Below are 24,217 nucleotides of genomic sequence, written 5' to 3'. Positions count from 1 at the left end.
AATGCGGGGAGTCAGATTCTTCTCAGCTCGGAGCCTCCCACCATGTTCAAGCACGTTGACGCCTACGCCGGCGACCCCATCCTGAGCCTCAACGAGGCGTTCCAGAAGGACAGCCGCCCGGGCAAGATCAATCTGTCCATCGGCATCTACTTCGACGACGAAGGCCGCATCCCCATGCTGGATTCGGTCCGCAAGGCTGAGCTGGCCGTGGTGGCCGACGCCGGCGCCCGCCCCTACCTGCCGATGGAAGGCGCGGCCAATTTCCGCAACGCCGTGCAAGGCCTGCTCTTCGGTGAAAGCCACCCGGCCCGCGCCGAAGGCCGCATCGTCACCATCCAGAGCGTGGGCTCCAGCGGTGGCCTCAAAGTCGGCGCTGATTTCATCAAGCGCTACTTCCCGGCCAGCGCCATCTATGTGTCCGACCCGACCTGGGACAACCACCGCGCGGTGTTCGAAGGCTCGGGCATCGAGGTCAAGACCTACCCGTACTACGACGCCGCCACCGGTGGTGTGCGCTTTGCGGACATGCTGGAAGCCATCCGCGCCCTGCCGGCCAAGAGCGTGGTGCTGCTGCACGCCTGCTGCCACAACCCGACCGGCGTGGACCTGAGCCCCATGCAGTGGGACGAGCTGATTCCGGTGCTGAAAGAGCGCGAGCTGCTGCCCTTCCTGGACCTGGCCTACCAGGGCTATGGCGACGGCATCGACGAAGACGCCTTTGCCATCCGCGCCATGCTGGACGCCGGCCTGTCCTTCTTCGTCGCCAACAGCTTCTCCAAGAGCATGAGCCTGTACGGCGAGCGCTGCGGCGCACTCAGCGTGGTCTGCCCCGATGCGGCCCAGGCCGCCCTGGTGCTGGGTCAGATGAAGTTCATGATCCGCCGCAACTACTCCAACCCGCCGCTGCACGGCGGCCAGATCGTCGCCCGCGTGCTCAGCGACCCGCAGCTGCGCAGCCTCTGGGAAGGCGAAGTGACCGAGATGCGTGAGCGCATCCACGCCATGCGCAACGCCTTGTACGAGGTGCTGACGGCCAAGCTGCCGGGCCGCAACTTCGACTACTTCCTGACCCAGCGCGGCATGTTCAGCTACACCGGCCTGACCGCCGCCCAGGTGGACCGCCTGAAAGACGAGTTCGGCGTCTACCTGGTGCGCTCGGGCCGCATGTGCGTGGCTGGCCTGAACAACAAGAACGTTGAGGCCACGGCCAGCGCCATGGCCGCTGTGCTGGCTTGAAGTCCAAAGGCCCGGTCCTCTTTGTCGCTGCCCTGCTGGGCGCTGTGCTGCTGATGGGGCCGCGCAACGCCGACCAAGCCTGGTTGCCGCCGGACACGGTGGCGCCGCTGCCTTCGCAGCTGGACCAGCTCGACGCCCACCTGGCCGCTGCCGAGGCGCGCCTGGGCGACGTCACGCCGGGCGCCGAGAAGCACATCGTCTGGGGCCTGGCCGGCCGCCAGCGCGCGCCCTGGGTGGTGGTCTATCTGCATGGCTTCAGCGCCACGCGGCAAGAGCTGGCCCCGGTGCCCGAGCTGATCGCCAAGGAGCTGGGTGGCCATGTCTACTACGCCCGCCTGTCCGGCCACGGCCGGCCCGGCGCCGCCATGGGCCAGATGACGGTCAGCGAGTGGAAGGCCGACGCGCTGGAGGCCCTGGCCATCGGCCATCAGCTCGGCGAGCGTGTGCTGGTCATGGGCACCTCGACCGGCGCCACCTTGTCGGCCTGGCTGGCCTTGCGGCCCGAGGCCAAGGATGTGGCCGGCTGGGTCATGGTCTCGCCCAATTTCGGGCCCAAGAACGCCTGGGCCTCGGTCATCAACTGGCCCTGGGGCCGGGTGCTGGCCCGCTGGATCCACGGCGAAACCAGCCGCTGGACGCCCAACAGCCCGGCCAAGGCCCGCTACTGGACGCACGAGTACCCGACCTCGGCCCTGTTCCCCATGATGGCCCTGGTGGCCCGGGTGCGCGACAGCGCGCTCGAGAACGTCAAGGCGCCCTTGCTGATGATGCTCTCGCCGCGCGACCAGGTCATTGACGTGCAGGCCGCGCGCCAGGCTTTTGAGCGCTTCAGCCACCCGGGCAAGCGCCTGGTCGAGGTGGACTACAGCCAGAGCCCCAACCAGCATGTGCTGGCCGGTGACATCGAGTCGCCCCAGTCCAATGCGCCTATGGTGGCCCAGGTGCTGGAGTTTGTCCGCACGCTGAAGTGACGTGAGCGGCTGCGCCCAGCTCCACCATCGGGCCGGCTGGCTGCTGAGCGCACTGCTGGCGCTGTGGGCGGCGTCGGCCCAGGCCGCCCCGGCTGCCCAGGCCACCACTGATGTGCCCGCCCCGGTGCAGGCTGCGCTCGAGCAGGCCGGCCTGCCCGCCACGGCGCTGGGCGTGGTGGCCTACCCTTTGCCCGATGAAGGCGCGCGAACCGGCGGCAAGATGATGCACCGCCGCACAGCCGCCCTGCGCTGGCAGGCCGAGCAGGCGATGGCGCCCAGCTCATCCATCAAGATACTGACTGCCGTGGTCGCCCTCGACCGCCTGGGCGCCGGCACACGCGGCCGCACCGAGCTTTTGACCGAGGGCCCGCCCGATGCCGAGGGCCGCCTGGCCGGCCCGCTCTACCTGCGCGGCGGCGCCGATGCCCAGCTGGACTGGGGCGCCCTCTGGCTGATGCTGCGCCAGGCGCGCGAGCAGGGCGTGCGCGAGGTGCCGGCCGGCCTGGTGCTGGACCGCAGCCTGTTCCGCCCCGCGCGGCCCGAGCCCACGCTGCCGCCCTTCGACGAATACCCCGAGTCGGCCTACAACGTGGTGCCCGATGCTTTGCTGCTCAACGGCAATCTGATCGGCCTGAGCCTGGAGTCCGACAGCCAGACCCTGCGCGGACGCCTCAGCCCCGCCTGGCGCGGCCTGCAACTGGACCTCAGCGCCCTGGCCTGGAGCGAACGCCCCTGCGCCGACTGGGAGCTGGATTTCGGCCGCCCGCAGCTGCTGCCTGCACCCGAGGGCCAGGGCTGGCGGTTGCGCCTGGAGGGCAGTTTTCCGCGCCAGTGTCAGCAGCGCCAGGACATGAGCCTGGTCGACCGCCAGGCCCTCGTGCCCCTGGTGCTGCGCTCGCTCTGGGAAGAGCTGGGCGGCAGCCTGGGTCCGGCCGTGCAAGAGGCCGCCACGCCCGCGGGCGCGCAGCTGCTGGCCCAGCATCAGGACCGTCCGCTGGGCGAGCTGCTGCGCGGCGCGCTGAAAAGCTCGGACAACCCGCTGACCCGCCTGGTCTATCTGCGCCTCGGTGCCTCCGTCGCCCGCCCCGGCGAGGAGACCTTGGCTGCAGCGGACCGTGCGGTGCGCGAGTGGCTGGCCGAGCAAGGCTTGGACGCACAGGGCCTGGTGCTGGAGAACGGCTCCGGCCTGTCGCGGCGCGAGCGCATCCGGCCCGAGCTGCTGGCTGCCGTGCTGGCCCGCGCCGCCCGTCTGCCGCTGGCGCCCGAGCTGCAGAGCGGCCTGCCCCTGGCCGGGGTGGACGGCACCCTGCGCCGCCGCCTCAAGGCCAGCCCGGCCGCGGGCCGCGCCCGCCTCAAGACCGGCAGCTTGAATGAAGCCGTGGCCCTGGCCGGCTATGTGCCCGACCGCCAGGGCCGCCCCTGGGTGCTGGTGGCCTTTGTCAACCACGAGCAGGCCGGCCGCCGCGGCCGGCCGGTGCTGGACGCCGTGGCGGATTGGGTGGCGCGGCAATCGCCGTGAACCGTCGGCGGCCTGAGGCCAGGCCTGGCCTGTTTCGTTTCGTGACCATGGCTGTGCGCTGACAGGCGGGAGTCCGCCCGGCTGTCAGCGGGCCGCAGGGCTGGGCGCGCTATGCTGGCGCCGCCCAGGATCAGGAGTTGTGCTTCCCCCATGTACCCGCCCGCCCAACGCAGGACTTGTCGATGCAAATGCTGATGACCATGTCAGGCCGTGCCTGCCTGGCGCTGCTGTTGGCCGGGCTGGCCGCCACGGGCGCCCGGGCCGCGGGCAAGGACAGCGGGGCCATGACGCCTCGCTTCTTTGTCACCGAGGCCTTTCCGCCCTACACCTTCATGCAGGCAGGCCAGGCCGCCGGGCCCATGGTCGATGTGCTGCAGGAGGTCTGCATCCAGCTGGGCTGGAGCTGCCGCATCGAGGTCTTGCCCTGGCGACGCGCCCTGGCCATGGCGGAACGCGGCCAGGCCGATGGCTTGTTCACCCTGCTCGATACGCCGGAGCGACGCGAGCTGTTTCGCGCGTCTTCGCCGGTGCTTGATGGGCGTTACACCTTGTTTGCACGGGCTGGCCAGGCCTTTTCTTACACCGGCGCGGCCTCGCTGACTGGTCGGCAGGTCGGCGTCTACGGCCCCTCGGGCAGCTCCATCAGCCTGCGCGCCCTGATCGACACCCTGCCCAGCGCCGACGCCGCCCAGCTGGTGCTGGAGCCCGACAACCTGACTGTGCTGCGCAAGCTGGTCAGCGGCCGCTACGGCGAGGACGGCCTGGCCTTCATGAACGAAAGCGTGGCCCTGTGGCTGCTGCGCGAGAACGGCCTCAACGGCCTGCAAGCCGCCGGCGTGGCCAAGCAGTTCAGCTACAGCTTCGGCCTCAGCCGCCAACGCATCAGCGAACGCGAGTTCCGCCGCTTCAACAAGGCCCTGGACGAGCTCTGCCGCCGCGGCCGCACGGCCGAGCTGATCCGGCCCTACGCCTTGCCGGCCTCGCCCTGCGCCAAGTGAGCGTCGCATCATTCAGCCATCGGCACATTGCGGACCTCCGCTGTTTTGATCGTTCTCGCTGCGGTGTCTCGTCCCGCCGCCGGGCTCATGGTTCGCGGGTCGGCTCTTTGAGCCGACTGCCCTCGCTGCTCACTGCGCGGCTCAGCGGCGCCAATCTCCCTCCGTTCGCTGCGCTCACTGTGGTCAAACAGTGGCGCCGAGTCAGAGCTTGAAGCGCGCTTGAAGCAAACTTCGGCGCGCGCCTGAGCCGCTCCGCTGCGCGCTCGGCCGCGCACAAATCGCCCAACAGCGGGCCGAGCCACCTTCGGAGGTGGCGTGTTCCACGGTTGATGAGGCAGATCGATCGCGATGCAAGCGCCCTGTGGCCCGTGCCGATGCCGGGCGATTTGTGAGGGGCCGAGCAGCACAGCGCCTCGGGGCGCGCACGTACTCGTGCGCTTCAAGTTCTGACTTGGCGCTTCTGTCTGAACGAAGCGAACGCAGGGAGCGGAGTGAGTTATGCGCCAGCCCGGAGGTGCGAGCAGCGCAGGGAAGTCGGCCCGCCCGGGCCGACCCCGGAACCATGAGCCCGGTGGCGGCACGGGCTGCTGGGCCTCACGAGCAAAACCGTCGGCTGTTCTGTGACGAACCCGGACACTCTGTGCTGATTCGTCGCCGCTGTCCGCTTACTTGCGCTGCACGTTCTCGAAATCGACGCTGCCGTTCGGGGCCATGATGAAGCCGCTCACGTCGCGGCGCACGGGCATGTAAATGGCCGAGTGGGCCATGGTGATCCAGGGGCGCTCGCGCTTGAAGATCTCTTGCGCTTTCTCGTAGGCGGCCTGGCGCTTTTTGGCGTCGGGGGTGGCGCGGGCGGCGTCGATCAGGGCGTCGAATTCCTTGTTGCAGAACTTGATGCCGCTCTGGTTGGCGGCGCAGCTGAGATTGGGCGTCAGGAATTCATCGGCGTCACCGGTTTCGCCGCTCCAGCCGCTCATGTAGACGCTGTGCTCGCCCTGGTTGGCGCGCTTGAGGTACTCGCCCCACTCGTAGGTCTTGATGTTGGCTTTGACACCGATCTTGGCCCAGTCCTGCTGGATCAGCTGGGCCATCAGCTGGCCGTTGGGGTTGGTGGGCCGGGCCACGGGCAGGGCCCAGAGGTCCAGCTCCAGGCCCTTGGCATGGCCGGCCTTGGCCAGCAGCTCGCGGGCGCGGGCCGGGTTGTATTCGTTCTTGAGCTTGCTGTTGTAGCCGGGGATGGAGGGCGGGAACGCACTCACCGCCTGCAGCGCATCGCCGCGCGGGAACAAGGCCTTGAAGATGGCATTGCGGTCGATGGCGATGTCCAGGGCTTCGCGCACCTCGCGCTGGTCGGTGGGCGCCTTCTTCAGGTTGAAGGACAGGTAGGAGATGTTCAGCGCCTGGGTCTTCATGACCGTGATGTCGGGCTTGCCGTCGAGCGCGGCCAGGTCCACATCGCGCAGGGCCGCGGCCACCTGGCACTCGCCGGCCAGCAGCTTTTGCACCCGCACATTGGCCTCGCGGCTGATGCTGAAGACCAGCGCGCCGGCCTGCTTGTTGCCCCAGTACTCGGGGTGGGGCTCCATGCGCAGCACATCGTCCTTGGCGTAGGACTTGAAGCGATAGGGCCCGGTGCCGACCGGCTGGTTGTTGATCTGGTTGGCGCGGCCTTGCTTGAGCAGCTGGGCGCCGTATTCCGCCGAGTGAATCGAGGCCCAGACCATGGCCAGATTGCTGGCGAAGCTGGCATTGGCTTGCTTCAGGCGGAAGCGCACGGTGTGGTCGTCCACCCGGTCCAGGCCCTCGACCATCTGCGCCAGGCCCATGTTCTGCGGGTAGACGAAGGTGGCCGGGAAGGCCTTGTTGAACGGGTGCTCGGGGTTCAGAAAACGGCCGAAGGTGAACAGCACGTCGTCGGCGTTCATTGCCCGGCTGGGCGTGAAGCCCGGGGCCTTTTGGAACTGCACCCCGCGGCGCAGGGTCAGCGTCAGGGTCTTGGCGTCGGGCGACATCTGCCAGGCCGTGGCCAGCTTGGGCACCAGCTCGGTGCTGCCGCGCTTGAAGGCCAGCAGGCCCTGGAACATCTGCCGGTTGGCGTTGTTGGTGGTGGAGCTGTCCCAGAGGCCGGGGTCAAAGCCCTCGGGGCTGGCGTCGGCGCAGAAGATCAGCGGCTTGGCCGCCAGGGCCGGCACCGCCAGCAGGGCCGCAGCCAGGGCCAGGCTCAGCCGAGCAAGCGCTGGCGAAACCCGGGTGCTGGGCTGGCACGAAGAAAGGGAGGGGGGACGGGGGGAGGTGAGGGGCGCGTTCATCGGTCTGTGCAATCGAGGCTGGCGAGAACTATAGACCGCCTGCCCCCTTGCGTCGGCCTCAGCGGCCGCGAACGTCCGGCGGCGGCGTGCGGATTGAGTCGGCCGCTTCGCGGGCCTGGTCGCCGCGCGCCTTGGCGTCGGCGATGTTGCGGCAGCGGGTCACGGCCATCAGCGTGGCGGTCGGGGTTTCCAAGCCGCAGGCGTACTCGGCCTTGTTCTCACCCACCTCGCGGTAGACGCCAGGCTGGGGCGGCTCGTAGCTGCCGCAGCCGCTCAGCAGGGCCGCCGCGGCCAGGCTCGTCCATGCCAGCGGGCGGGCGGTGCGGGGCGTGAAGCGTGGGAAGGTGGCGGGCATGCGTCGATCTCCGGCGTGGCTGTGGCTGAGGGTGTGGGCCGCGATTCTGACCGATCTGCCCCGCTCCGGGCTGCCATGCTGGGCGGAAGGGAAAAATGCCGCGCACGCGTCCGTCGACGCTGCCGCAGCGGCTCAGCCCTGCCGCCACAGCACCACCGAGCCCGGCGCAAAGCCCTGCTCCTCCAGCTCATGATCATGAAAGCGCAGCGAGGCCTCGCGCTCCCAGATCGAGCGGGCGGCCAGCTGCGCCGCCACGCTGCGCCCATCGGGCGTTTGCACCAGCAGCAGGCTGCCGATGGCCGGCAGTTGGTGCTCGCCATCGAAGGCGCCCTCCAGCGCATACCAGGTTCGCGGCGGCTGGCCCTCGATCTGGACCTGGAAGCTTTCAGCAATGGTGAGTCGGTACATGATGGCGCGCATGGTAGCGGCTGGCGTGCCCGTGGGTCCTACCGGCGCCGCTCGCTTGCACGAACTCAGGCGTGGCGGGCTTCGCCGCCCGGCTGGGCCATCGCCGCCCACTCTGCCCAGCCCTGAACCCGGCCGGGAAAGGCTACGGCCCCGGGGCGGAAGTGCCAGTCGCGGGCCAGCCAGGCTTGCAGTTGGTGCAGCACGGTGTCGGCATCGAGGGCTGGGGAGTTGGCCGGCAGGGGATTGCGCAGCCAGAAAAACGCTTGGGCCTGGAAGCGCTCGCGCCGCGCGTCCACCGCCAGGCGCGATTTGATGGGCTTGATGTAGAGGCAGCCGAGGTAGTCTTTCCCCTCGGCTGAGAGCAGGGCGTAGTTGAAAGCGCGGCCTTCCTCGAACTCGGCGGCGTGGCGCTGCAGATCGGCCAGGTTCTCCTCGAAGCTCAGCGAGGCGGCGGGCCAGCCGTTGTCGGGGCCGAAGACATGGCGGATGTGATCGGCGCTGCTGCGCACGGCGGCGAAGTCGGCGTCGGCATGCTGGGGCGACAGCTTTTCAAGAAGGAGGCCGTCCAGCCGCACGCGCTCTGCCGGGGTGAAATCCTTGTTCAGCAGCATCGCGTCCGCGAGTCAAGGCTGGCGGCGTGCCAGCCGCGCGCACAGATACGTCCAGACAAACTGCGCAGCCGCATAACTGGTCAGCTCGGCGTGGTCGTACGGCGGCGCTACTTCCACGCAATCCATGCCGACGAAGTTGAGTTGGGGCACCAGCTCTTCGAGGATGCTGAAGACCTGGTTGCTGCTCATGCCGCCGGGCTCGGGTGTGCCGGTGCCGGGGGCGAAGGCGGGGTCCAGGCAGTCGATGTCCAGGCTCAGGTAAACGGGCGGGTGGCCGTGGGCGGCCATGCGCTCGCGCACCTGTTGCAGCAGCGGCGCCAACTGAGCAGGGCTGTCCAGGCCGCGCAGGGCGCGGGCGTTGAAGATCAGGCCGCCCTGGTCGGCCACGTACTCGCGCGCCTCGCGCTGGCCGGCCGAGCGGATGCCGAACTGCACGAAGCACTCGGGCCGCACCAGGCCCTCTTGAATTGCTTCATAGACCCAGGTGCCGTGGCCGCTGGGCTCGCCGAAATGGTCGACCCAGGTGTCGCAGTGGGCATCGAAATGGATCACCGCCAGCGGCTGGCCCTGCTGCGCCCGGTAGGCGCGCAGCAGAGGCAGGGTGATGCTGTGGTCGCCGCCCAGCCAGACCATGTGCTGGCGCGCAATCAGCGGGGCGATCAGCGGCATCATGGCCGCGCGCATGGCCTCCAGGCTGGTGTTGGGCAGGGCCAGATCGCCGTGGTCGTGGAGCTGGCCCTCGGGCGTGGTGTCGAACAGCGGGTGGATGCCGTCGCACAGCATCTGGCTGGCCTGGCGGATGGCCGAAGGCCCGAAGCGCGCGCCGGGCCGGTTGGTGACGCAGCCGTCCCAGGCGATGCCGGCGAGGCCGAAGGGCGTGTCGCTGCTGCCTTGTTGGGAGGGCGACAAGCCCATGAAGGCGTTTTGGCTGAGAAAAGCAAAGTGGCTCATCGTCATCGCTCCATTCAACAAAGCCCGGCACCGCCGCGATCAGGGAGTGATCAGGGGCAGATCCACAAGAACAGGCGGTGACCTTGCGCCACGGCGGTTGCCGCGAAAGCAGCCAGGTCCGCGACGAGAAACTCCAGCGCCTCGGCTTCCCAATGCGGGCGGCGCTCGGCTTCGGCCGTCAGCCAGGCGCGGGCCAGGGCGGGGAACTGGTCTTCCGAGAGCTGGGCCAGCAGGGTGCCCAGCTCCTCGGGCAGGGCCACCAGCCAGGGGTCGCCTTGCTCGCCGGCCGGGCCCACGCGCTCGAAATCTTGCATGGCGTGGCTCAGGGCCACCGGGGCGGCGTCCATGGCGCCGGGCAGGGCTTGCTGCTTGAGGATCAGGCGCAGGCTGGCCCATTGCGTGGGCTCGACGCCCGAGACCTCCAGCGTGGGCCAGATGTTGGCGTGGCCCGGGGTGAGGGGAATCACGGTCGCGTCTTCGGCGGAGGCGGCGATCAGGTCGGTCAGCATGGCGTGAATGAGGCTTGGGTGTGGAATGCGCAAACAGCAAGCTGCGCAACAAAGGCAAATTGTCGGTGAAAGCCGAGACTGGGTTCTCGGCCGGGCTTACCGCGCTTCAGACCTGGTGGCACGCCACCTGCCGCCCGTCCACCTCGCGCAAGAGCGGCGCTTCCTGCGCGCACCGCGCCACCGCCATCGGGCAGCGCTTGTGGAAGGCGCAGCCGCTGGGTGGGTTCAGCGGGCTGGGAAGCTCGCCCTTGAGCAGCACGCGCTCGCGCCGCTCGGCCGCATGCAGGGCCGGCGTGGCGCTCATCAGTGCGCGGGTGTAGGGATGCAGGGGCTGGGCAAAGATGCGGCGCTTCTCGCCCAGCTCCACGGCGCGGCCCAGGTACATCACCATCACCTCGTCGGCCACATGCTCGACCACGCTGAGGTTGTGGGAGATGAAGACGTAGCTGGTGCCAGATTGCTCCTGCAGGTCCATGAAGAGGTTGAGGATCTGCGCCTGGATGGACACATCCAGGGCCGACACCGGCTCGTCCGCCACGACGATGCGCGGCTGCAGAATCATGGCCCGGGCGATGGCAATGCGCTGGCGCTGGCCGCCGCTGAACATATGCGGGTAACGCGCCAGATGCTCGGGGCGCAGGCCCACCTGGGTGATCAGCGCTTCGATGCGCTCGCGCCGGTCCGCTGTGCTGAGCGCGGTGTTGATCAGGAGCGGCTCGTCCAGCGTGGCGGCAATGCTCTTGCGCGGGTTGAGCGAGCTGAAGGGGTTCTGGAACACCATCTGCACCTGCTGGCGCAGCGCCTTCAGGCGCGCACCGTCGGCGCCGGCCGTGGCCTCGCCGCCCAGCAGCAGGCGGCCGGCGCTGGGTGGCTCGATCAGGGTCAGCTGGCGCGCCAGGGTCGATTTGCCGCAGCCCGATTCGCCCACCACAGCCAAGGTTTGGCGCGGGCGAAGGCTGAAGCTGACGCCATCGAGCGCACGCACCGTGGCCTTGGGCTGGAACAGGCCCTGGCTGACGCGGTAGTGGCGGCTCAGGTTCTCGGCTTGCAGCAGCACCGGCGGGCTTGTCTGTTCATTGCTCATGCTGCGCCTCCAATCGGGCCGCAGGCGGCAGCGGGAAGAAGCAGCGGACACCGTCGCTGGTGAGAACAGGGCGTTCGCTGCGGCAGCGCCCCTGCACCTGCGCGCAGCGCGGGCTCAGCAGGCAGCCGGCCGGGCGGTCCAGCGCGCCGGGCACGATGCCGGGCAGGGCGGCCAAGCGGCGGGCGCCGCGGTTGTGCTCGGGGATGGCGGCCAGCAGGGCGGCGGTGTAGGGGTGGCGCGGCGCGTCGAACAGGGCCGGCAGCGGGCCGGTCTCGACCACCTGGCCGGCGTACATCACGGCCACGCGCTGGGCCATTTCGGCCACCACGGCCAGGTCGTGGGTGATCATCAGCAAGCCCATGCCCTGTTCGCGCTGCAGGCGCAGCAGCAGCTCCATGATCTGGGCCTGGATGGTCACGTCCAGGGCGGTGGTGGGCTCGTCGGCGATCAGCAGCTTGGGGCCGCAGGCAATGGCCATGGCGATCATCACGCGCTGGTTCATGCCGCCCGAGAGCTGGTGCGGGTAGGCCTCGGCGCGGCGCGCCGCATCGGGAATCTCCACCAGCTCCAGCAGCTCCACCACCCGCTGCCTTGCGGCCGCGCCGCGCAGTCCTAGGTGGGTTTGCAGCACCTCGGCGATCTGCGCACCCACGGTGTAGCTCGGGTCCAGGCTGGACAGCGCGTCCTGGAACACCATGGCGATGTCGCGGCCGATCAGGCGGCGGCGTTCCCGTGCGTTCAAGCGCAGCAAGTCCTGACCCTGGAACTCCAGCCGGTCGGCGCTGACGCGGCCGGGCGCATCCACCAGGCCCATCAGGGCCAGCATGGCCACCGATTTGCCCGAGCCCGATTCACCGACGATGCCCAGCAGCTCGCCCGGCGCCAGGCTCAAATCCAGCCCGTCCACGGCGGGGAAGCGGCCGAACTCGACCCGCAGGTTTTCGATGCGCAGCAAGGGTGATGACGGTGGCGACAGCAATGCGTCCTCGGCCATGGCTCAGCGCGTCCGTTTCAGTTTGGGATCGAGCGCGTCGCGCAGGCCGTCGCCGATCAGGTTGATGCTCAGCACGCTGAACAGAATCGTCAGGCCCGGCAGCGTCACCACCCAGGGCGCCCGCTGCATATAGTCGCGCGCGGCGCTGAGCATGGTGCCCCACTCGGGCGTGGGCGCCTGCACGCCCAGGCCCAGAAAGCCCAGGCCCGCGGTTTCCAGGATGGCGGAGGAAAAACTCAGCGTCGCGTTGACGATCAGCGGCGCCATGCAGTTGGGCAGCACGGCGCTGAACATCAGGCGCAAGGGGCCGGCGCCGGCCACGCGGCTGGCGGTGACGTAGTCTTTGTGGATCTCGGCCAGGGCGGCGGCGCGCGTCAGCCGCGTGTAGCCGGGCAGGGCGCCGATGGCGATGGCGATCACCGTGTTCACCAGGCCCGGGCCCAGCACCGTGATCACGCAGATGGCCAGCAGCAGGCCCGGCAGGGCCAGCATGATGTCCATCACCCGCATGATGGCCGGCGACAGCCATTGCTGATGAAACGCCGCCAGGAGGCCCAGCAGCACACCCGGCAGCAAGGACAGCAGCACCGAGGCCAGGCCGATGCCCAGCGAGACCCGCCCGCCGTGCAGCAGGCGCGAGAGCATATCGCGGCCCAGCTCGTCGGTGCCGAGCAGGAAGCGCGCGCTGCCGCCCTCGGCCCAGACCGGCGGCTGCAGCATGTGCTCGCGGTACTGCTCGATCGGGCTGTGCGGCGCCACCCAGGGCGCGAACAGCGCGGCCAGGGCGATCAGCGCGAACACAGCCAGCGCCGCCAGGGCACCGCGATTGGCGGCAAAGCCTTGCCAGAACTCGCGCAGCGGGCCGGGCGGCTGTTGCGAAAGCAGCTGCTCTGCTTCCTGGGCGCTGGGGGGCAGCGGTGTCGGTGTCGAAGGGGGCGTCATCTCGTCACCGTTCATTGCGGATGCGCGGGTTGACCACGCCGTACAAGACATCCACCAGCAGGTTCACGCCGATGAAGGTCAGGGCCGAGATCAGGATGCCGGCCTGCACCACCGGGTAGTCGCGCCGGGCGATGGAGTCGATCAGCCATTTGCCGATGCCGGGCCAGGAGAAGATGGTTTCGGTCAGCACCGCCCCGGCCAGCAGGCTGCCGGTCTGCATGCCGATCACCGTCAGCACCGGGATCAGCGCATTGCGCAGACCGTGGCGCAGCACCACGCGCGCCGGGCTCAGGCCCTTGGCGCGGGCGGCGCGGATGTAGTCCTCGCGCAGCACCTCCAGCATGCTGGAGCGCGTCATGCGCGCCACCACCGCCATGGTGCTGGTGCCCAGCACGGTGGCCGGCAGCAGCAGGTGCAGGCAGGCCGAGCGGAAGGCGCCCTCTTCGCCCGAGAGCCAGCTGTCGATCAGCAGAAAACCGCTGCGCACCGGCACGTCGTACTCGATGCCGATGCGGCCCGACACCGGCGTCCAGCCCAGCTGCACCGAGAAGAACATGATCAGGATCAGCCCCCACCAGAACACCGGCATGGAGTAGCCCACCGTGGCCACGCCCATCACGCCCTGGTCCAGCAGCGAGCCGCGCTTGAGCCCCGCCGTCACGCCCAGCAGCAGGCCCAGGCTCACGGCCAGCAGCAGGGCCGCCAGGGCCAGCTCCACCGTGGCCGGGAACAGGGCCGCAAACTCCTGGGCCACCGGCTCGCGGCTGACCAGGCTCTGGCCCAGGTCACCGCGCGCCAGCTGCGCCAGGTACTGGCCGTACTGCACATGCAGGGGCTGGTCCAGGCCCATGCGCGCCATCAGCTCCGCATGGGTGGCAGCGTCCAAGCGGCGCTCGCCCATCATGATCTCGATGGGGTCGCCCGGCACCAGCCGGATCAGGCCAAAGGCCACCAGGGTGATGCCCAGCAGCGTGGGCAGCAGGGTGGCGAGTCGCTTGAGCAGAAAGGTCAGCACGAGGGGGCAGGGCGAATCAACAGGATGAAGCAAGCGACCGAGGCCAGGGGCTCGGCCAAGAAAAAAGCAGGTCGCGGAGGCCGCAGAGTAGCGCAGAGGCCGCAGCGGACGCAGAGTACAGCAGGGCTCATCAAGGCTTGGCCCCTTGACGAAGGCCTCTGCGCTCTCTGCCTTGCTCGGCTGTTGGCTCTGCGTTCGTATTCAGCTTGGCTGTGTCTCCGGTGGCACTCAGAAGCGCGAGCTCAGCGGCTTGGCCGGCTCGTTCGCCGGCGCTGCCATGGACTTGGCCAGCAGCATACCGCCCGGGCTGGTGGCCACATCGAGCAGGGCCGCGGTTTCGGCGTCCATGGCGCCGCTCCAGTCGCGCGGGCGGTACTTGCTCTGGAAGGTGGCAATCGTCGCCTTGGTCAGATCGTCCTCGATGCCGCTGCGCGAGGTGCTGTAGCCAACACGGGTCAGCTTGTCCTGAAACCAGGCCGCGTCCGGCGGCAGGGCGGCGTAGAGCGGAATCTTGGCCGCCACCTGCACCGCATCGGGCCAGGGGATCAGGCCGGCATCGGCCAGCTGCTTCCAGGGGAAGCTCGGGCCCGGGTCCTGCTTGCGGCCCGGTGCGATGTCCGAGTGGCCGATGATGCGCTCGGGCCGGATGTTGTGGCGCTTGGCGATGTCGCGCACCAGGGCAATGATCTCGTCCACCTGCGCCTGCGGGTAGGGCGGGTAGACGCGGCCCAGCTCCGTGTCCTTGTAGCCGGGGTTGACGATCTCGATGCCGATGGACGCCGAATTCAGATTGCTGTGCCCCGCCCAGAAGCTGGCCCCCGCGTGCCAGGCCCGCCGGTTCTCATCCACCAGCTGGTAAATCGCCGCCGGCTCGTCCCGCACCAGGTAATGCGCGCTCACCTGCCCGCCTGTGGCCAGCACCTTCAGCGATTTTTCCCAATCCAGCGCCGTGTAGTGCAAAACGATGAACAGCGCCCGGCTGTCCTGCGCCACGGAGGTATACGTCCGGTCGATCTTGGGGCCGGCGGGTTCCGTGGGGGTGCTCGGGGTGGTCGTCGCGCAGGCGCTGAGGAGCAGGGCGAGGGCGGCGGTGGGGAGGCTCAGGGAGAAACGGAGATGAGGGGGGCGGGGGGGCGTCATGGGAGGGCAATGGCGTCGGCTGGGGCGGGCGGGTGCGTCAGGGGGGCATTGTTGCCGAAGCGGGTGGGGGAGCGCTTTGCTTGAACTGACAGCGCTGGTTCGCGGTCAATCGAAAACTCTGGATGGTCCGAGGCTTTGAAAATCAAGACCTGACACTCGGCCCTCGTGATCTTCGACCCCTCACGCTATACGCCCAAGCCAACGCAGTAGACGCCATCCACAGCACCAAGGCCGTGGGCGAAGCGCCTCTATTTGTTACTTCCCTTCTCGGTGCTGTTGACGATCAGGTAGGCGGTCGCTGCAGCAGTCCTTGAGGGCTTTGACCAAAAGTTGTGGGTGCCGGTGACCGCGGAAGGAGTACTAAAGGCGGTGGGTGGGGTGAACCGCGGCGCAAGACCGCTAAAGACCGAAGCACCGATCGCTTGCTCGGTGCAAATCCAGCGGCCCCATCCGTCCCAGGCATCCTGGCGGTCAATGATGTCCATCCGACAAGGTAAGCCACCTCAGAATTTTGAGCACCTGCCAGACCTAACGCCAAAAATACTGGCAACATACCGCCCAAACCTGTATTTCTTCAGCTTAGACGCGAAGTTCCAGTGTATGCAGCACATTTGGTCGAACCGATAGATCTGATGCAATTGAAACTGTGCGAATAATCCTAAAAACCTAATCAATAAAACTTAGGCAGAATTTTCAGGTGCTCTGCATTGCAGTCGCGACTGCGATGTGCAATGCAACTAATAGATGCGAAGCGCAACATAAATTCAATATTTTAAAGTTGAATAAAGCTATGCGAATTATTAAATCTATTGATATAAAAAATTTTAGATCCATTAAAAATACTGGCGGCTCAATAGAGCTATCGGATCTGAACATCCTTGTTGGTCAAAATGACAATGGAAAATCCAATATACTTCGCGCCCTGAACTTATTCTTTAACAATCAAACGGACATAGGCCAAGCCTTTCGGTTCAGTGAAGACTATTGTTACCACGCCAACTCAGGAACGGGAAGTAGGCGTGAAATCAAAATATCACTGACCATAGATCCACCGACGGCAAGATTTAAGCACGCCAACACTGTGAAGTGGACTAAGCGGTGGAAAATCGACGGATCAATAATTGAAGATCGGATTTACACCCACTCCAATAAGAGCCTCACTTCGAGTGATAATATATCAAAATGGCTCGATAAATTAAAATATCGATACGTTCCGGCCATCAAAGGAAGAGAGTATTTTAATGCATTGATGGGCGAGCTTCACGACGTTCTCAATGAAGCGCATGGTGCCCTAATGGCTACGCAAGGCCAAGGATTCATATCAGGAATCCAAAAGGTGACCAGTAGCATAACAAGCGAGCTGTTCAGTCAAATAGGTATACCAAGCACTATCCAAGTCCCTTCAGATTTTAAGCAGCTGTTTTCAAATCTGGACTTTGGAGCCACAGTTGGAAAAAATACATACCACCTAAAGCAACGTGGTGATGGAATAAAGGTAAGACATATTCCTGTTATTTTAAAATACATGGCTGAGCAGGAGAAAAACATCTCCATTCCAGGTTACGTGAAGCCCGACACAATTTGGGGCTTCGAGGAGCCGGAAAATAATCTTGAACTCAAGTATGCATTTGAGCTGGCGGAGACAATCAGAATATATGCATCCGACATACAGATTCTTGTCACAACGCACTCTCCTGCCTTTTATGCGCTCAAATCTATCGCAGGCACAGAGGCAAATAAGTACTATATTAAAAAAGATGCCGATCACTGCACCACAATAAAACCAATTGATGCGCAAGGCGACGGAGAGTTGCATGAGCAGATGGGGCTTCTCCCAATAATCACTCCGTATCTCAAAGAGGTTAATGAGGCCCAAAAGACTATACAAAAATTAGAGCTCGAAATCTCAAAAATACCTTCCACCAAGAAATATTGCGTAATAACCGAAGACGCTAAGAATGCGAACTTAAAAATACTCTTGTCGGCAAATGGTTTCAATCTCGATGAGATGGAGATTTTTTCATACGATGGCAAGGGGCAGATAAAAGGCGCAATAATTCTCGGAAAGTATTTAAGGGCGAAAAATTCTGACATCAAAGTAATAATCCATCGGGATCGGGATTATTTAAGTGAAGAAGAAATACTCGACCTTAAAAAGAAAATTAACGGCGCGGGCCTGACTTTCTTTTACACAACAGGCACAGATATCGAAAGCCACTTTGTTAGGCTTGACCACGTTCTAAAATTATGCCCAGCCGCTGACGTTGCCGTAGTGGAAGCAGCCATCAAAGAAGCGACAGAAGAAGCGAAGGCTGATTCAATATCTAGGTTTATTGATCACGTACTGCAAAAACAACGCCCTGCCGAGGGTGGGTATTCTGCGGAGATCGAGAGGATCAAGAGCGCCTACAATGCGCACCCCAGTCGCTATCGCTATGGCAAGAAGGTATTAGGCCTACTGAAGAGTAAATTACATAGGGCCGGATATAAGGCGCTCAAATTAGAAGCCGAATCAGAGGCGCTACGAGTACCCATGCTTGAGAAGCTGGCGTCATAAATGCATGTGCGCTTTCGAAGAAGCTATAAGTTCGGGAGGCTTAAATCCAGTTTCATGTAGTTTCTGTCAAATCTTGAATTCAAAGTAAAAATTACCTCTTTATGGATTTTAGCTAAAAAGAATACAAGTAATTATGCGATGGAAACTCGGAGCTAAGTTAAAAGGTAAAGCGCGGGAGCGGAGCGGCGGGTCTAAAGTTAGTGTTTAGGATTTGACTGCGAAATTTATCTCGCAAGCCTAGCTCTTAGGGGAGTCGAGAGATTTGCCATCGCATCATTCTATAAAAATATGATGATGAAGGTGGTAGTGACTTGCGATCAATAGAAATCTTGCAAAAGGGTTGCCAGAATTGAAATCTTCAAACTTCGCATTTGCCGTCTGGCTCGCAATAGGTATGTCTGCTTCGGCCGTTGCGCAGACTACTTTTAGTTTTTCCGGCCTTCAATGGGGTGAGAATGTTGATCAAGTTAATACCAAGCTCAGGACAGCAGGTTTCTCAGGTTGCGCATTAATAGAGAGAATTAAGTGCAAGCTGGCATCTGAGTGCATGTGCAACTTCAATGGGCCCTCGATACGCAACGGCTGGGCGACATTCAAAGACAACAAGCTCGATCAAGTTTCAGTGAATGTTGCTGATCTAGCGGGAACTACGTCTGCTTTGCGCAGCAAATATGGCCCGCCGCTACCTAAACTGCCCGTGAAAAGTCAAGACACTCTTGCGGAAATTGAAGAAGTACTTACATCCAGATGGAAATCTCAATACGGCGAGACACTACAGATTGGCCACACTGGGCATGTAGAGTATCGGTCTGGTGAAAAAGTCCGCGCGCAGGAAGATCGCGTGAAGCGTGAGTCTTCAGTTTTTTAGTCCCGACTAGCAATCAATCCCAGTCAAGCTCCGAGGCTGCGAGGATCACCCATTAGCCGCCCCCGTCAAGTAGCAAACACGCGCCCCTGCACCGCAAGAGCGCACTTGTTCTCCTCCTCACTCAAGACTGAGTTCCCTGCTCGTCGAACTCACCGCGCACTTGGTTCTCAATGCATGGTTGCGCCGCAGCGCACCAGTCACCCATCAGAATCAAGGCAGCTCGTGTTGGTAGACACGCGCGCCCTTGGCGGCTTTGGCCGCCCCAGCGAGGCCGCGAGGGTCAGACCGTAAATTTGAAGTCCCAGGCCGTTTTGCCCGGGGTGCCACTCGGCCTCTAGCTGCCCAGCTTGCCGCTTCGCACGCCGACTGGCTTTGACTGACCCCATCTGCTGAAGACACCATGCCCGACTCCCCCCTCCTCCGAACCCCACGCCTCCTCCTCCGCGAAATCACCGAGGCCGACGCCGAGGACCTGTTCCGCATCCACAGCGACCCACGCCACATGGCCTGGTTTGGCAGCGAACCGCTGACGGACTTGAGCGAGTCCAAGCGGCTGATTGCCACCTTCGCCAGTTGGCGGCAGTTGCCGAACCCCGGTGTGCGTTGGGGTCTGCAGTTGAAAGAGAAAGCCTGCCCGGCCTGATCGGCAACTGCGGAATCGCACCGACCGGCGCATTGGAGCCAGCCTCCGATCGGCGTCATGGAGCCACTGGCCCAGCCACCGGCCGCTGAACGACACCCCGAATTGACCGGCGCTTGTCTCTACCCTTTGGGCTTTTGCCTGGAGGCTCAGGGAAGACGCGCAGGAGATGCGAGATGCATCACGACCGACGGGCCCCGCTGCGAACGCGCCAGGGCGAGTCCGACCAGGAGGCCCCGGCGCCATGCGATCCATCTCTTCCCGGAACATGCGTTGCCGCATGCGCTTGCTCGATGGACGCTGTCCAAGATTCGTCTGGCCTCAAGACCCGAATCGTCTGAGCTGCGCATGCAGCCGCGTAGCTGATTGGCCCTGGGGCCTTTTGCAGACCAAACCTGATTGATCAAGGCACTATCTGAGCCGGGTATGCCCCCGCCTGAACGTGCTCTTCTTACTTAATATCCTCGGCGCATGTCAACCGTTTGCGGCAATTCGCCTGTTCTGCGATAGCGTTCGATATTGCCAGCGACGATGAGTGACGCAGTACCCTTGTCTGTGGGGGCGCTGCAATGGGGCAGAACGGTCACCTGGGGGTGTTGCCATTGCCATGCCGATTTCGGTAGGGGTTCAAGCGTGAAAACATCCAAAATCGCATGGGATAGATGGGCTTGATTGAGCGCACCCAGCAAATCCTCATCATTCACGATGGCCCCGCGAGCGAAATTGATGAGAGACGCGCCTTTCGGCAGCTGTGCCAGAAAGCTTGCATTAATCAGGCCTTGGGTCTGAGGCGTCAAGGGCAGCAGGCAAACAAGGATGTCGGTCTTGGCCAGCATGGCCGGCAAGCTGCCTTCGCCACTAAAGCATTCAATGCCCGAAACCGACTTTGCGCTGCGGCTCCATGCACACACATTGAAGCCAGCTTGCAATAAGCTGATGGCCGCTGCCTCGCCCAAAGCACCCAGGCCCAATATGCTTACAGTCCTGTGCTGTGCTTTTACATACGGGCGTCCAAGCCATATTTTCTCTTTTTGCTGCTTTGCATAGCTTGGGATTTCCCGGTGTAGATACAGCGTCCAGGTTAATACGGCTTCGGCCATCGTGCGCGCCAATTGCGGGTCGACGAGCCTCACGACCTTGAGTTCAGTCTTTGCGACATCGGCTGCGAGTCGATCGACGCCGGCCCAAACACTCTGCACCCATTCCAACTGGGGCAGTTGTTGTAGTTGCTCAGGATCTGGATTGGCGACGATGGCGACTTTGCAGGATGCTTTGGCGGCTTCGCTCAATTCATTGAATGCAATGATTTTTTCTTCTGGCATGGCCGCCTGTAGAGCCGCCACCCAAGCCTCGGTAGAAGTGCTAGCAGGCGCAGCCAAAAATGGAATGGTGCGCATGGTGTTATTTTTCGTAGACACCGGATAAATCTGTAAAGCCCTTGAATTCCAAGGCATTGCCCGATGGGTCTCGGACAAATGCGCTTGCTTGTTGTCCTGCCTGGCCGGCAAAGCGCAAACTTGGTGAAACTTCGAATACCACACCTTGCTGCTCAAGTTGTGCCATCAATTTTTCCCATTCCGGCATTTCCAATATGACGCCAAAATGAGGTATGGGAACATTGTGCTCGTCAACGAGTGATGTGCTGGTTTGATCTGCGGCTGCGCCGAGGTGCAACGATAATTGGTGGCCGAAGAAATTGAAATCTACCCACCTATCTGTGCTGCGGCCTTCGGTGCAACCAAGTATTTGACCGTAAAACCGGCGCGCTGCATTAAGATCGTGGACTTGAAAAGCCAGGTGAAACAGTGGTGACATGCGAGCTCCTTTTGATTGCTTTAGCGGGCACAAAGCGTAGCTGTTTCCACCTTGCAGGGATAGCATATATTTCTTATGCTCTTCGAAAGAACTACTTATGGATAGTCGCTATTTGAGAAGTTTGATTGTGGTTATCGATCGTGGCTCCATCGCCGAGGCGGCGCGTGTCGAGCAACTGACGGCAGCGGCAATTAGTCAAAGAATTAATGCGCTTGAGCGGGAGTTTGGATTCGATCTGTTATCTCGCATCGGTCATTCGGCAAAACCGACACAAGCCTGTTTAAGCATCCTGCCCAGGGCCAGGCGTATCGTCAAAGAGTTTGATTTGCTGGCGGGTGATAATGATCCGACCGGCTTGAGTGGAACATTGAAGCTTGGCGCAATATCGACCGCGTTAACAGGCCTGCTTCCAAGTGCGATGCGATTACTTGCGAAAGACGCGCCGGGCATCAAGCTGGAAATAATTCCTGGTGCGTCAAAGTTCCTGTACGAGGCGGTGATGAGCGACGAACTCGATGCGGCGATTATTGCTGCCCCGCCTTTCGCCTTGCCTAAACTCATAAAGGCAAGCTCACTCAGGAAAGAGGCCTTGGTATTTTTGTCGAAAAATAGACCCGATGCTGGGCTGGCCGAGATCTTGTGTCGGCGCCCATATCTGCGATATCTGCCAGAAACCTGGGGCGGGCGTCATGCAGCCGCCTTCCTCCAAGACCATGGCCTTGCGAGCACGCCCATGTGCGACTTGGATGCACTCGAAACCATAGCCATGCTGGTTGCCGATGATGTTGGGGTGAGTCTGGTTCCACATTGGTCCAATCTAGAGAGACTGGCTCAATCCTGTTGCCTCACGCCAATTGAGGATGATCGGTATCAGCGCGAGCTGATTTTGATTAGCAAGGTGCAAACCACTCGGCCGAGCATGATCGCGGCATTGGCAGATGCTCTCCCATCCTTAGAGTAAGGCCACCAAAACTGGTGCCCTCAGAAAGCATACTTTGAGTTCTTTAAAGGTGATTAGATGACAAAGGTCGCGATTGTTTTTCACTCGGCAACTGGCACAACGAAACAGCTGGCCGCAGCCGTTGCAGATGGAGCTTTGTCCATAGCCGAGGTCGATATTGTCAACGCTGAGATCGTGGGCGCCGATATTGTCGAGGGGCGCTTTAGAAATTCAAGCTTGATCGAGCGATTGAAGGATGTGGATGCGATGATTTTCGGCAGCCCCACATTCATGGGCTGTGTGTCAGCGCAATTCAAGGCTTTTGCCGATGCAACAGGCGATCTGTGGGCTGATAAAGCATGGTCCAATAAAGTGGCTGGAGGGTTCACGATTGGCTCGAATATGAGTGGCGATCAATTGAACACCATTCAGTACATGCAAATATTTGCATCTCAGCATGGCATGTTATGGGCAAGTTTGGATATTCCAGGCAATTGTGATGCTGAAGGTCGGAACAGGCTTGGTGCGCAATCAGGCTTGATTGCTCACTCAAGAGATGGCGAGCTGCACGAGATTGATTTGATTACGGCAAATTACTTGGGGAGGAGAATTGCCCAGGTTGCCAAAATATTTGCGGCTGCAAATGCACCCGATTCGCAGCCTGGCCTTGCCGCGGCTTAGTCTGAAGACTCAGGCCATTTTTTCCGTTCCCGAGCTGCCAGTCGGCCATTGGCTTGCGCCTCGAATCGGACGACAGCGCCAAACGCATTCCTGGCAGCTCGGTTGGTCGGTCGTTTCGCAAGCCGCCCCGGCTCTGACACACGCAGTTGAATACAACATGCCCGACTTCCCCCTCCTCCAAACCCCACGCCTCCTCCTCCGCGAAATCACCGAGGCCGACGTCGAAGACCTGTTCCGCATCCACAGCGATGCGCGCCACATGGCCTGGTTTGGAACCGACCCGTTGACGGACTTGAACGAGGCCAAGCGCCTGATTGCCACCTTCGCCAGCTGGCGGCAGTTGCCCAACCCCGGTGTGCGTTGGGGTCTGCAATTGAAGGACCAGCCCGGCCTGATCGGCAGCTGCGGCTTGTTCGCTTGGAACCGTGGCTGGAAGAAATGCAGCTTGGGCTACGAGGTGGCGCCCGAGCTGGCGGGCCGGGGCCTGATGCGCGAAGCGCTGACGGCGGCACTCGACTGGGGTTTCGGCGAGGGCATGCAACTTCACCGGGTGGAGGCCCAGGTCCACGAAGACAACGTGGCCTCGGTCGCCCTGCTGCAGCGCCTGGGCTTTGCCCGAGAAGGCCGCCTGCGTGAAGTCGCGTTCTGGGGCGGGCGCCATCACGATCTGTTGCAGTACGGGCTTCTGGCGCGTGAATGGCGAGAAGCTGCTGGCTCCCGACCTGCCATTTGAATCGAAGGGCTCGACCGATCTTCGCGATGCACCTCAATGTCTTCTCGGCGCCCCTCCTGAGTGGGTCAGACCTTGCTCAACGCCAGGAGCCGCCTCCACCCAGGAGTTTGCCGATCACCAGCAGGGGCACGCCCACCAGCAGCAAGACGCCGTCGGCGGCTACCGTGACCGGCGATTTCAGCAGCTTCTCGGCGCTGCGGTCATCCACTTGCTTGCCCCACACCGAGATGTTGTAGGTGTTGTGCAGGGCGGTCAGCTGATTGGCGGGCACGGGTACGGGCGCATAGCGCTTGCCCACGAAGGACAGTTTGATCTGGCCATCAGGCTTCAAGCCGATGCGTTCGCCTTCCTTCTTGTCCTCGGCGTTGCGCAAGACGACGGAGAGCCCAATGCTGCAGCGCACCGTCTGGTCGGGTTCATAGTTGCAGCTGCCGTGCTGGGACCACAGCATGCGGGCCGCCAGCGGGCTGCGGATCAGCTCCGCCAGGCCCGGCATTTCCTGGAACACATAGTGGTACTGCTTGCCGATGAACACGACATGCTGCTGGTCCTTGGCAATCAGCACCGAAGACACCGATTCGTTGTAGTGCTGCGCCTGGTCCTCACGCCAGAGCTTGCGTGTCATGCATCCGGACAGCAGGGTCAGGGAGAGAAGCAGGGCGGTTGTCTTTTGGACGCGGCTGGATCGCATGGAAAAAGGGGTTCGCGGGTTGGCGGCAAAAAGCCGGCCAGTCTGAAGCCGCCGCCGGACTGGCCGACTCGGGAGATTCCCCAGGGCCAAGGGATTCTGCGCAGGGCAAGTTGCTGATCTGTGTGGTCCACTCCGCGGCGGCGGGCGCGATGGAAGTCCTGCAGCGTCCCTTGTGATAACGGTGAGACGCATGGATGCATCGGGGCCAGCTGAAAGCCTGGCGCCAGGGAGATTGCAGTCCAGCGGTTTT

The 24,217-nt window shown here is 63.2% G+C and carries 24 protein-coding genes; 10 read left to right on the top strand and 14 right to left on the bottom strand.

Annotation, left to right across the window (positions count from 1 at the left end; all coding sequences use genetic code 11):
- The first annotated feature begins 42 nt into the window (after positions 1–42).
- The 4 genes from OOB33_RS02760 (at position 43) to OOB33_RS02745 (ending at position 4,724) form a co-directional block, all read left to right on the top strand.
- On the top strand, positions 43–1,236 hold the full coding sequence (locus OOB33_RS02760) for an amino acid aminotransferase (RefSeq protein WP_271007563.1): 1,194 nt from the start codon (positions 43–45) through the stop codon (positions 1,234–1,236).
- Positions 1,233–2,207, top strand: a complete 975-nt coding sequence (locus tag OOB33_RS02755; RefSeq protein ID WP_271007562.1) for an alpha/beta hydrolase — start codon at positions 1,233–1,235, stop codon at positions 2,205–2,207. The genes OOB33_RS02760 and OOB33_RS02755 overlap by 4 nt, the downstream gene beginning before the upstream one ends.
- 1 nt (position 2,208) lies before the next feature.
- Entirely contained in the window at positions 2,209–3,726 is a 1,518-nt protein-coding gene (gene dacB / locus OOB33_RS02750; protein ID WP_271007561.1) for a D-alanyl-D-alanine carboxypeptidase/D-alanyl-D-alanine endopeptidase, read from the top strand.
- A 182-nt stretch (positions 3,727–3,908) separates the two neighbouring features.
- Positions 3,909–4,724, top strand: a complete 816-nt coding sequence (locus OOB33_RS02745; protein WP_271007560.1) for a substrate-binding periplasmic protein — start codon at positions 3,909–3,911, stop codon at positions 4,722–4,724.
- A gap of 665 nt (positions 4,725–5,389) precedes the next feature.
- On the opposite strand, the gene OOB33_RS02740 is transcribed toward OOB33_RS02745, so the two are convergent.
- From OOB33_RS02740 to OOB33_RS02690, 11 genes are all read right to left on the bottom strand, one after another.
- Entirely contained in the window at positions 5,390–7,033 is a 1,644-nt protein-coding gene (locus tag OOB33_RS02740) for an ABC transporter substrate-binding protein (RefSeq protein ID WP_271007559.1), read from the bottom strand.
- A gap of 58 nt (positions 7,034–7,091) precedes the next feature.
- Complete coding sequence (locus tag OOB33_RS02735) at positions 7,092–7,388, bottom strand: hypothetical protein (RefSeq protein WP_271007558.1); 297 nt, start codon at positions 7,386–7,388, stop codon at positions 7,092–7,094.
- A gap of 132 nt (positions 7,389–7,520) precedes the next feature.
- On the bottom strand, positions 7,521–7,796 hold the full coding sequence (locus OOB33_RS02730; RefSeq protein ID WP_271007557.1) for a hypothetical protein: 276 nt from the start codon (positions 7,794–7,796) through the stop codon (positions 7,521–7,523).
- A gap of 65 nt (positions 7,797–7,861) precedes the next feature.
- Positions 7,862–8,407: a hypothetical protein gene (locus OOB33_RS02725; protein ID WP_271007556.1), complete on the bottom strand. Its 546-nt coding sequence runs from the start codon at positions 8,405–8,407 to the stop codon at positions 7,862–7,864.
- A 12-nt stretch (positions 8,408–8,419) separates the two neighbouring features.
- Positions 8,420–9,364, bottom strand: a complete 945-nt coding sequence (gene speB, locus OOB33_RS02720; protein WP_442952984.1) for an agmatinase — start codon at positions 9,362–9,364, stop codon at positions 8,420–8,422.
- 44 nt (positions 9,365–9,408) lie between these two features.
- Positions 9,409–9,867: a hypothetical protein gene (locus OOB33_RS02715; protein ID WP_271007554.1), complete on the bottom strand. Its 459-nt coding sequence runs from the start codon at positions 9,865–9,867 to the stop codon at positions 9,409–9,411.
- A 106-nt stretch (positions 9,868–9,973) separates the two neighbouring features.
- On the bottom strand, positions 9,974–10,951 hold the full coding sequence (locus OOB33_RS02710; RefSeq protein ID WP_271007553.1) for a dipeptide ABC transporter ATP-binding protein: 978 nt from the start codon (positions 10,949–10,951) through the stop codon (positions 9,974–9,976).
- Entirely contained in the window at positions 10,941–11,945 is a 1,005-nt protein-coding gene (locus OOB33_RS02705) for an ABC transporter ATP-binding protein (protein ID WP_271007552.1), read from the bottom strand. The genes OOB33_RS02710 and OOB33_RS02705 overlap by 11 nt, the downstream gene beginning before the upstream one ends.
- Positions 11,946–11,948: 3 nt before the next feature.
- On the bottom strand, positions 11,949–12,887 hold the full coding sequence (locus tag OOB33_RS02700; RefSeq protein ID WP_271007551.1) for an ABC transporter permease subunit: 939 nt from the start codon (positions 12,885–12,887) through the stop codon (positions 11,949–11,951).
- Positions 12,888–12,891: 4 nt separating this feature from the next.
- Positions 12,892–13,902: an ABC transporter permease gene (locus tag OOB33_RS02695; protein WP_271007550.1), complete on the bottom strand. Its 1,011-nt coding sequence runs from the start codon at positions 13,900–13,902 to the stop codon at positions 12,892–12,894.
- Between the two features lie 228 nt (positions 13,903–14,130).
- Positions 14,131–15,042 (bottom strand): N-acetylmuramoyl-L-alanine amidase, encoded by a 912-nt coding sequence (locus OOB33_RS02690; RefSeq protein WP_271007549.1) that lies wholly within the window; start codon positions 15,040–15,042, stop codon positions 14,131–14,133.
- 790 nt (positions 15,043–15,832) lie between these two features.
- On the opposite strand from OOB33_RS02690, the gene OOB33_RS02685 reads away from it, so the two are divergent.
- The 3 genes from OOB33_RS02685 to OOB33_RS02675 all read left to right on the top strand — a co-directional run bounded on the left by OOB33_RS02685 (position 15,833) and on the right by OOB33_RS02675 (position 19,110).
- A complete protein-coding gene (locus tag OOB33_RS02685; protein WP_271007548.1) occupies positions 15,833–17,599 on the top strand; it encodes an ATP-dependent nuclease in 1,767 nt (588 codons plus the stop codon).
- Between the two features lie 349 nt (positions 17,600–17,948).
- A complete protein-coding gene (locus tag OOB33_RS02680; RefSeq protein WP_271007547.1) occupies positions 17,949–18,467 on the top strand; it encodes a hypothetical protein in 519 nt (172 codons plus the stop codon).
- A gap of 400 nt (positions 18,468–18,867) precedes the next feature.
- A complete protein-coding gene (locus OOB33_RS02675) occupies positions 18,868–19,110 on the top strand; it encodes a GNAT family N-acetyltransferase (protein WP_271007546.1) in 243 nt (80 codons plus the stop codon).
- Between the two features lie 452 nt (positions 19,111–19,562).
- Here OOB33_RS02675 and OOB33_RS02670 read toward each other — a convergent pair whose 3' ends face one another.
- Positions 19,563–20,504: a 2-hydroxyacid dehydrogenase gene (locus tag OOB33_RS02670; RefSeq protein WP_271007545.1), complete on the bottom strand. Its 942-nt coding sequence runs from the start codon at positions 20,502–20,504 to the stop codon at positions 19,563–19,565.
- Positions 20,505–20,508: 4 nt separating this feature from the next.
- Positions 20,509–20,922: a VOC family protein gene (locus OOB33_RS02665; RefSeq protein ID WP_271007544.1), complete on the bottom strand. Its 414-nt coding sequence runs from the start codon at positions 20,920–20,922 to the stop codon at positions 20,509–20,511.
- 97 nt (positions 20,923–21,019) lie between these two features.
- On the opposite strand from OOB33_RS02665, the gene OOB33_RS02660 reads away from it, so the two are divergent.
- From OOB33_RS02660 to OOB33_RS02650, 3 genes are all read left to right on the top strand, one after another.
- Entirely contained in the window at positions 21,020–21,883 is an 864-nt protein-coding gene (locus OOB33_RS02660; RefSeq protein ID WP_271007543.1) for a LysR family transcriptional regulator, read from the top strand.
- A gap of 57 nt (positions 21,884–21,940) precedes the next feature.
- Positions 21,941–22,543: a flavodoxin family protein gene (locus OOB33_RS02655; protein ID WP_271007542.1), complete on the top strand. Its 603-nt coding sequence runs from the start codon at positions 21,941–21,943 to the stop codon at positions 22,541–22,543.
- A 157-nt stretch (positions 22,544–22,700) separates the two neighbouring features.
- Complete coding sequence (locus OOB33_RS02650) at positions 22,701–23,276, top strand: GNAT family N-acetyltransferase (protein ID WP_271007541.1); 576 nt, start codon at positions 22,701–22,703, stop codon at positions 23,274–23,276.
- A gap of 76 nt (positions 23,277–23,352) precedes the next feature.
- Here the strand turns inward: OOB33_RS02650 and OOB33_RS02645 are convergent, their stop codons facing one another.
- Positions 23,353–23,901 (bottom strand): hypothetical protein, encoded by a 549-nt coding sequence (locus OOB33_RS02645; RefSeq protein WP_271007540.1) that lies wholly within the window; start codon positions 23,899–23,901, stop codon positions 23,353–23,355.
- Positions 23,902–24,217: the final 316 nt, after the last annotated feature.

It is taken from the genome of Paucibacter sp. B51 (assembly GCF_027863535.1).
In the GTDB taxonomy this organism is placed as follows: Bacteria; Pseudomonadota; Gammaproteobacteria; order Burkholderiales; family Burkholderiaceae_C; genus Paucibacter_A; species Paucibacter_A aquatilis.
Note: the sequence above shows the minus strand (reverse complement) of the source record. Positions and strands in the feature narration are given on the sequence as shown.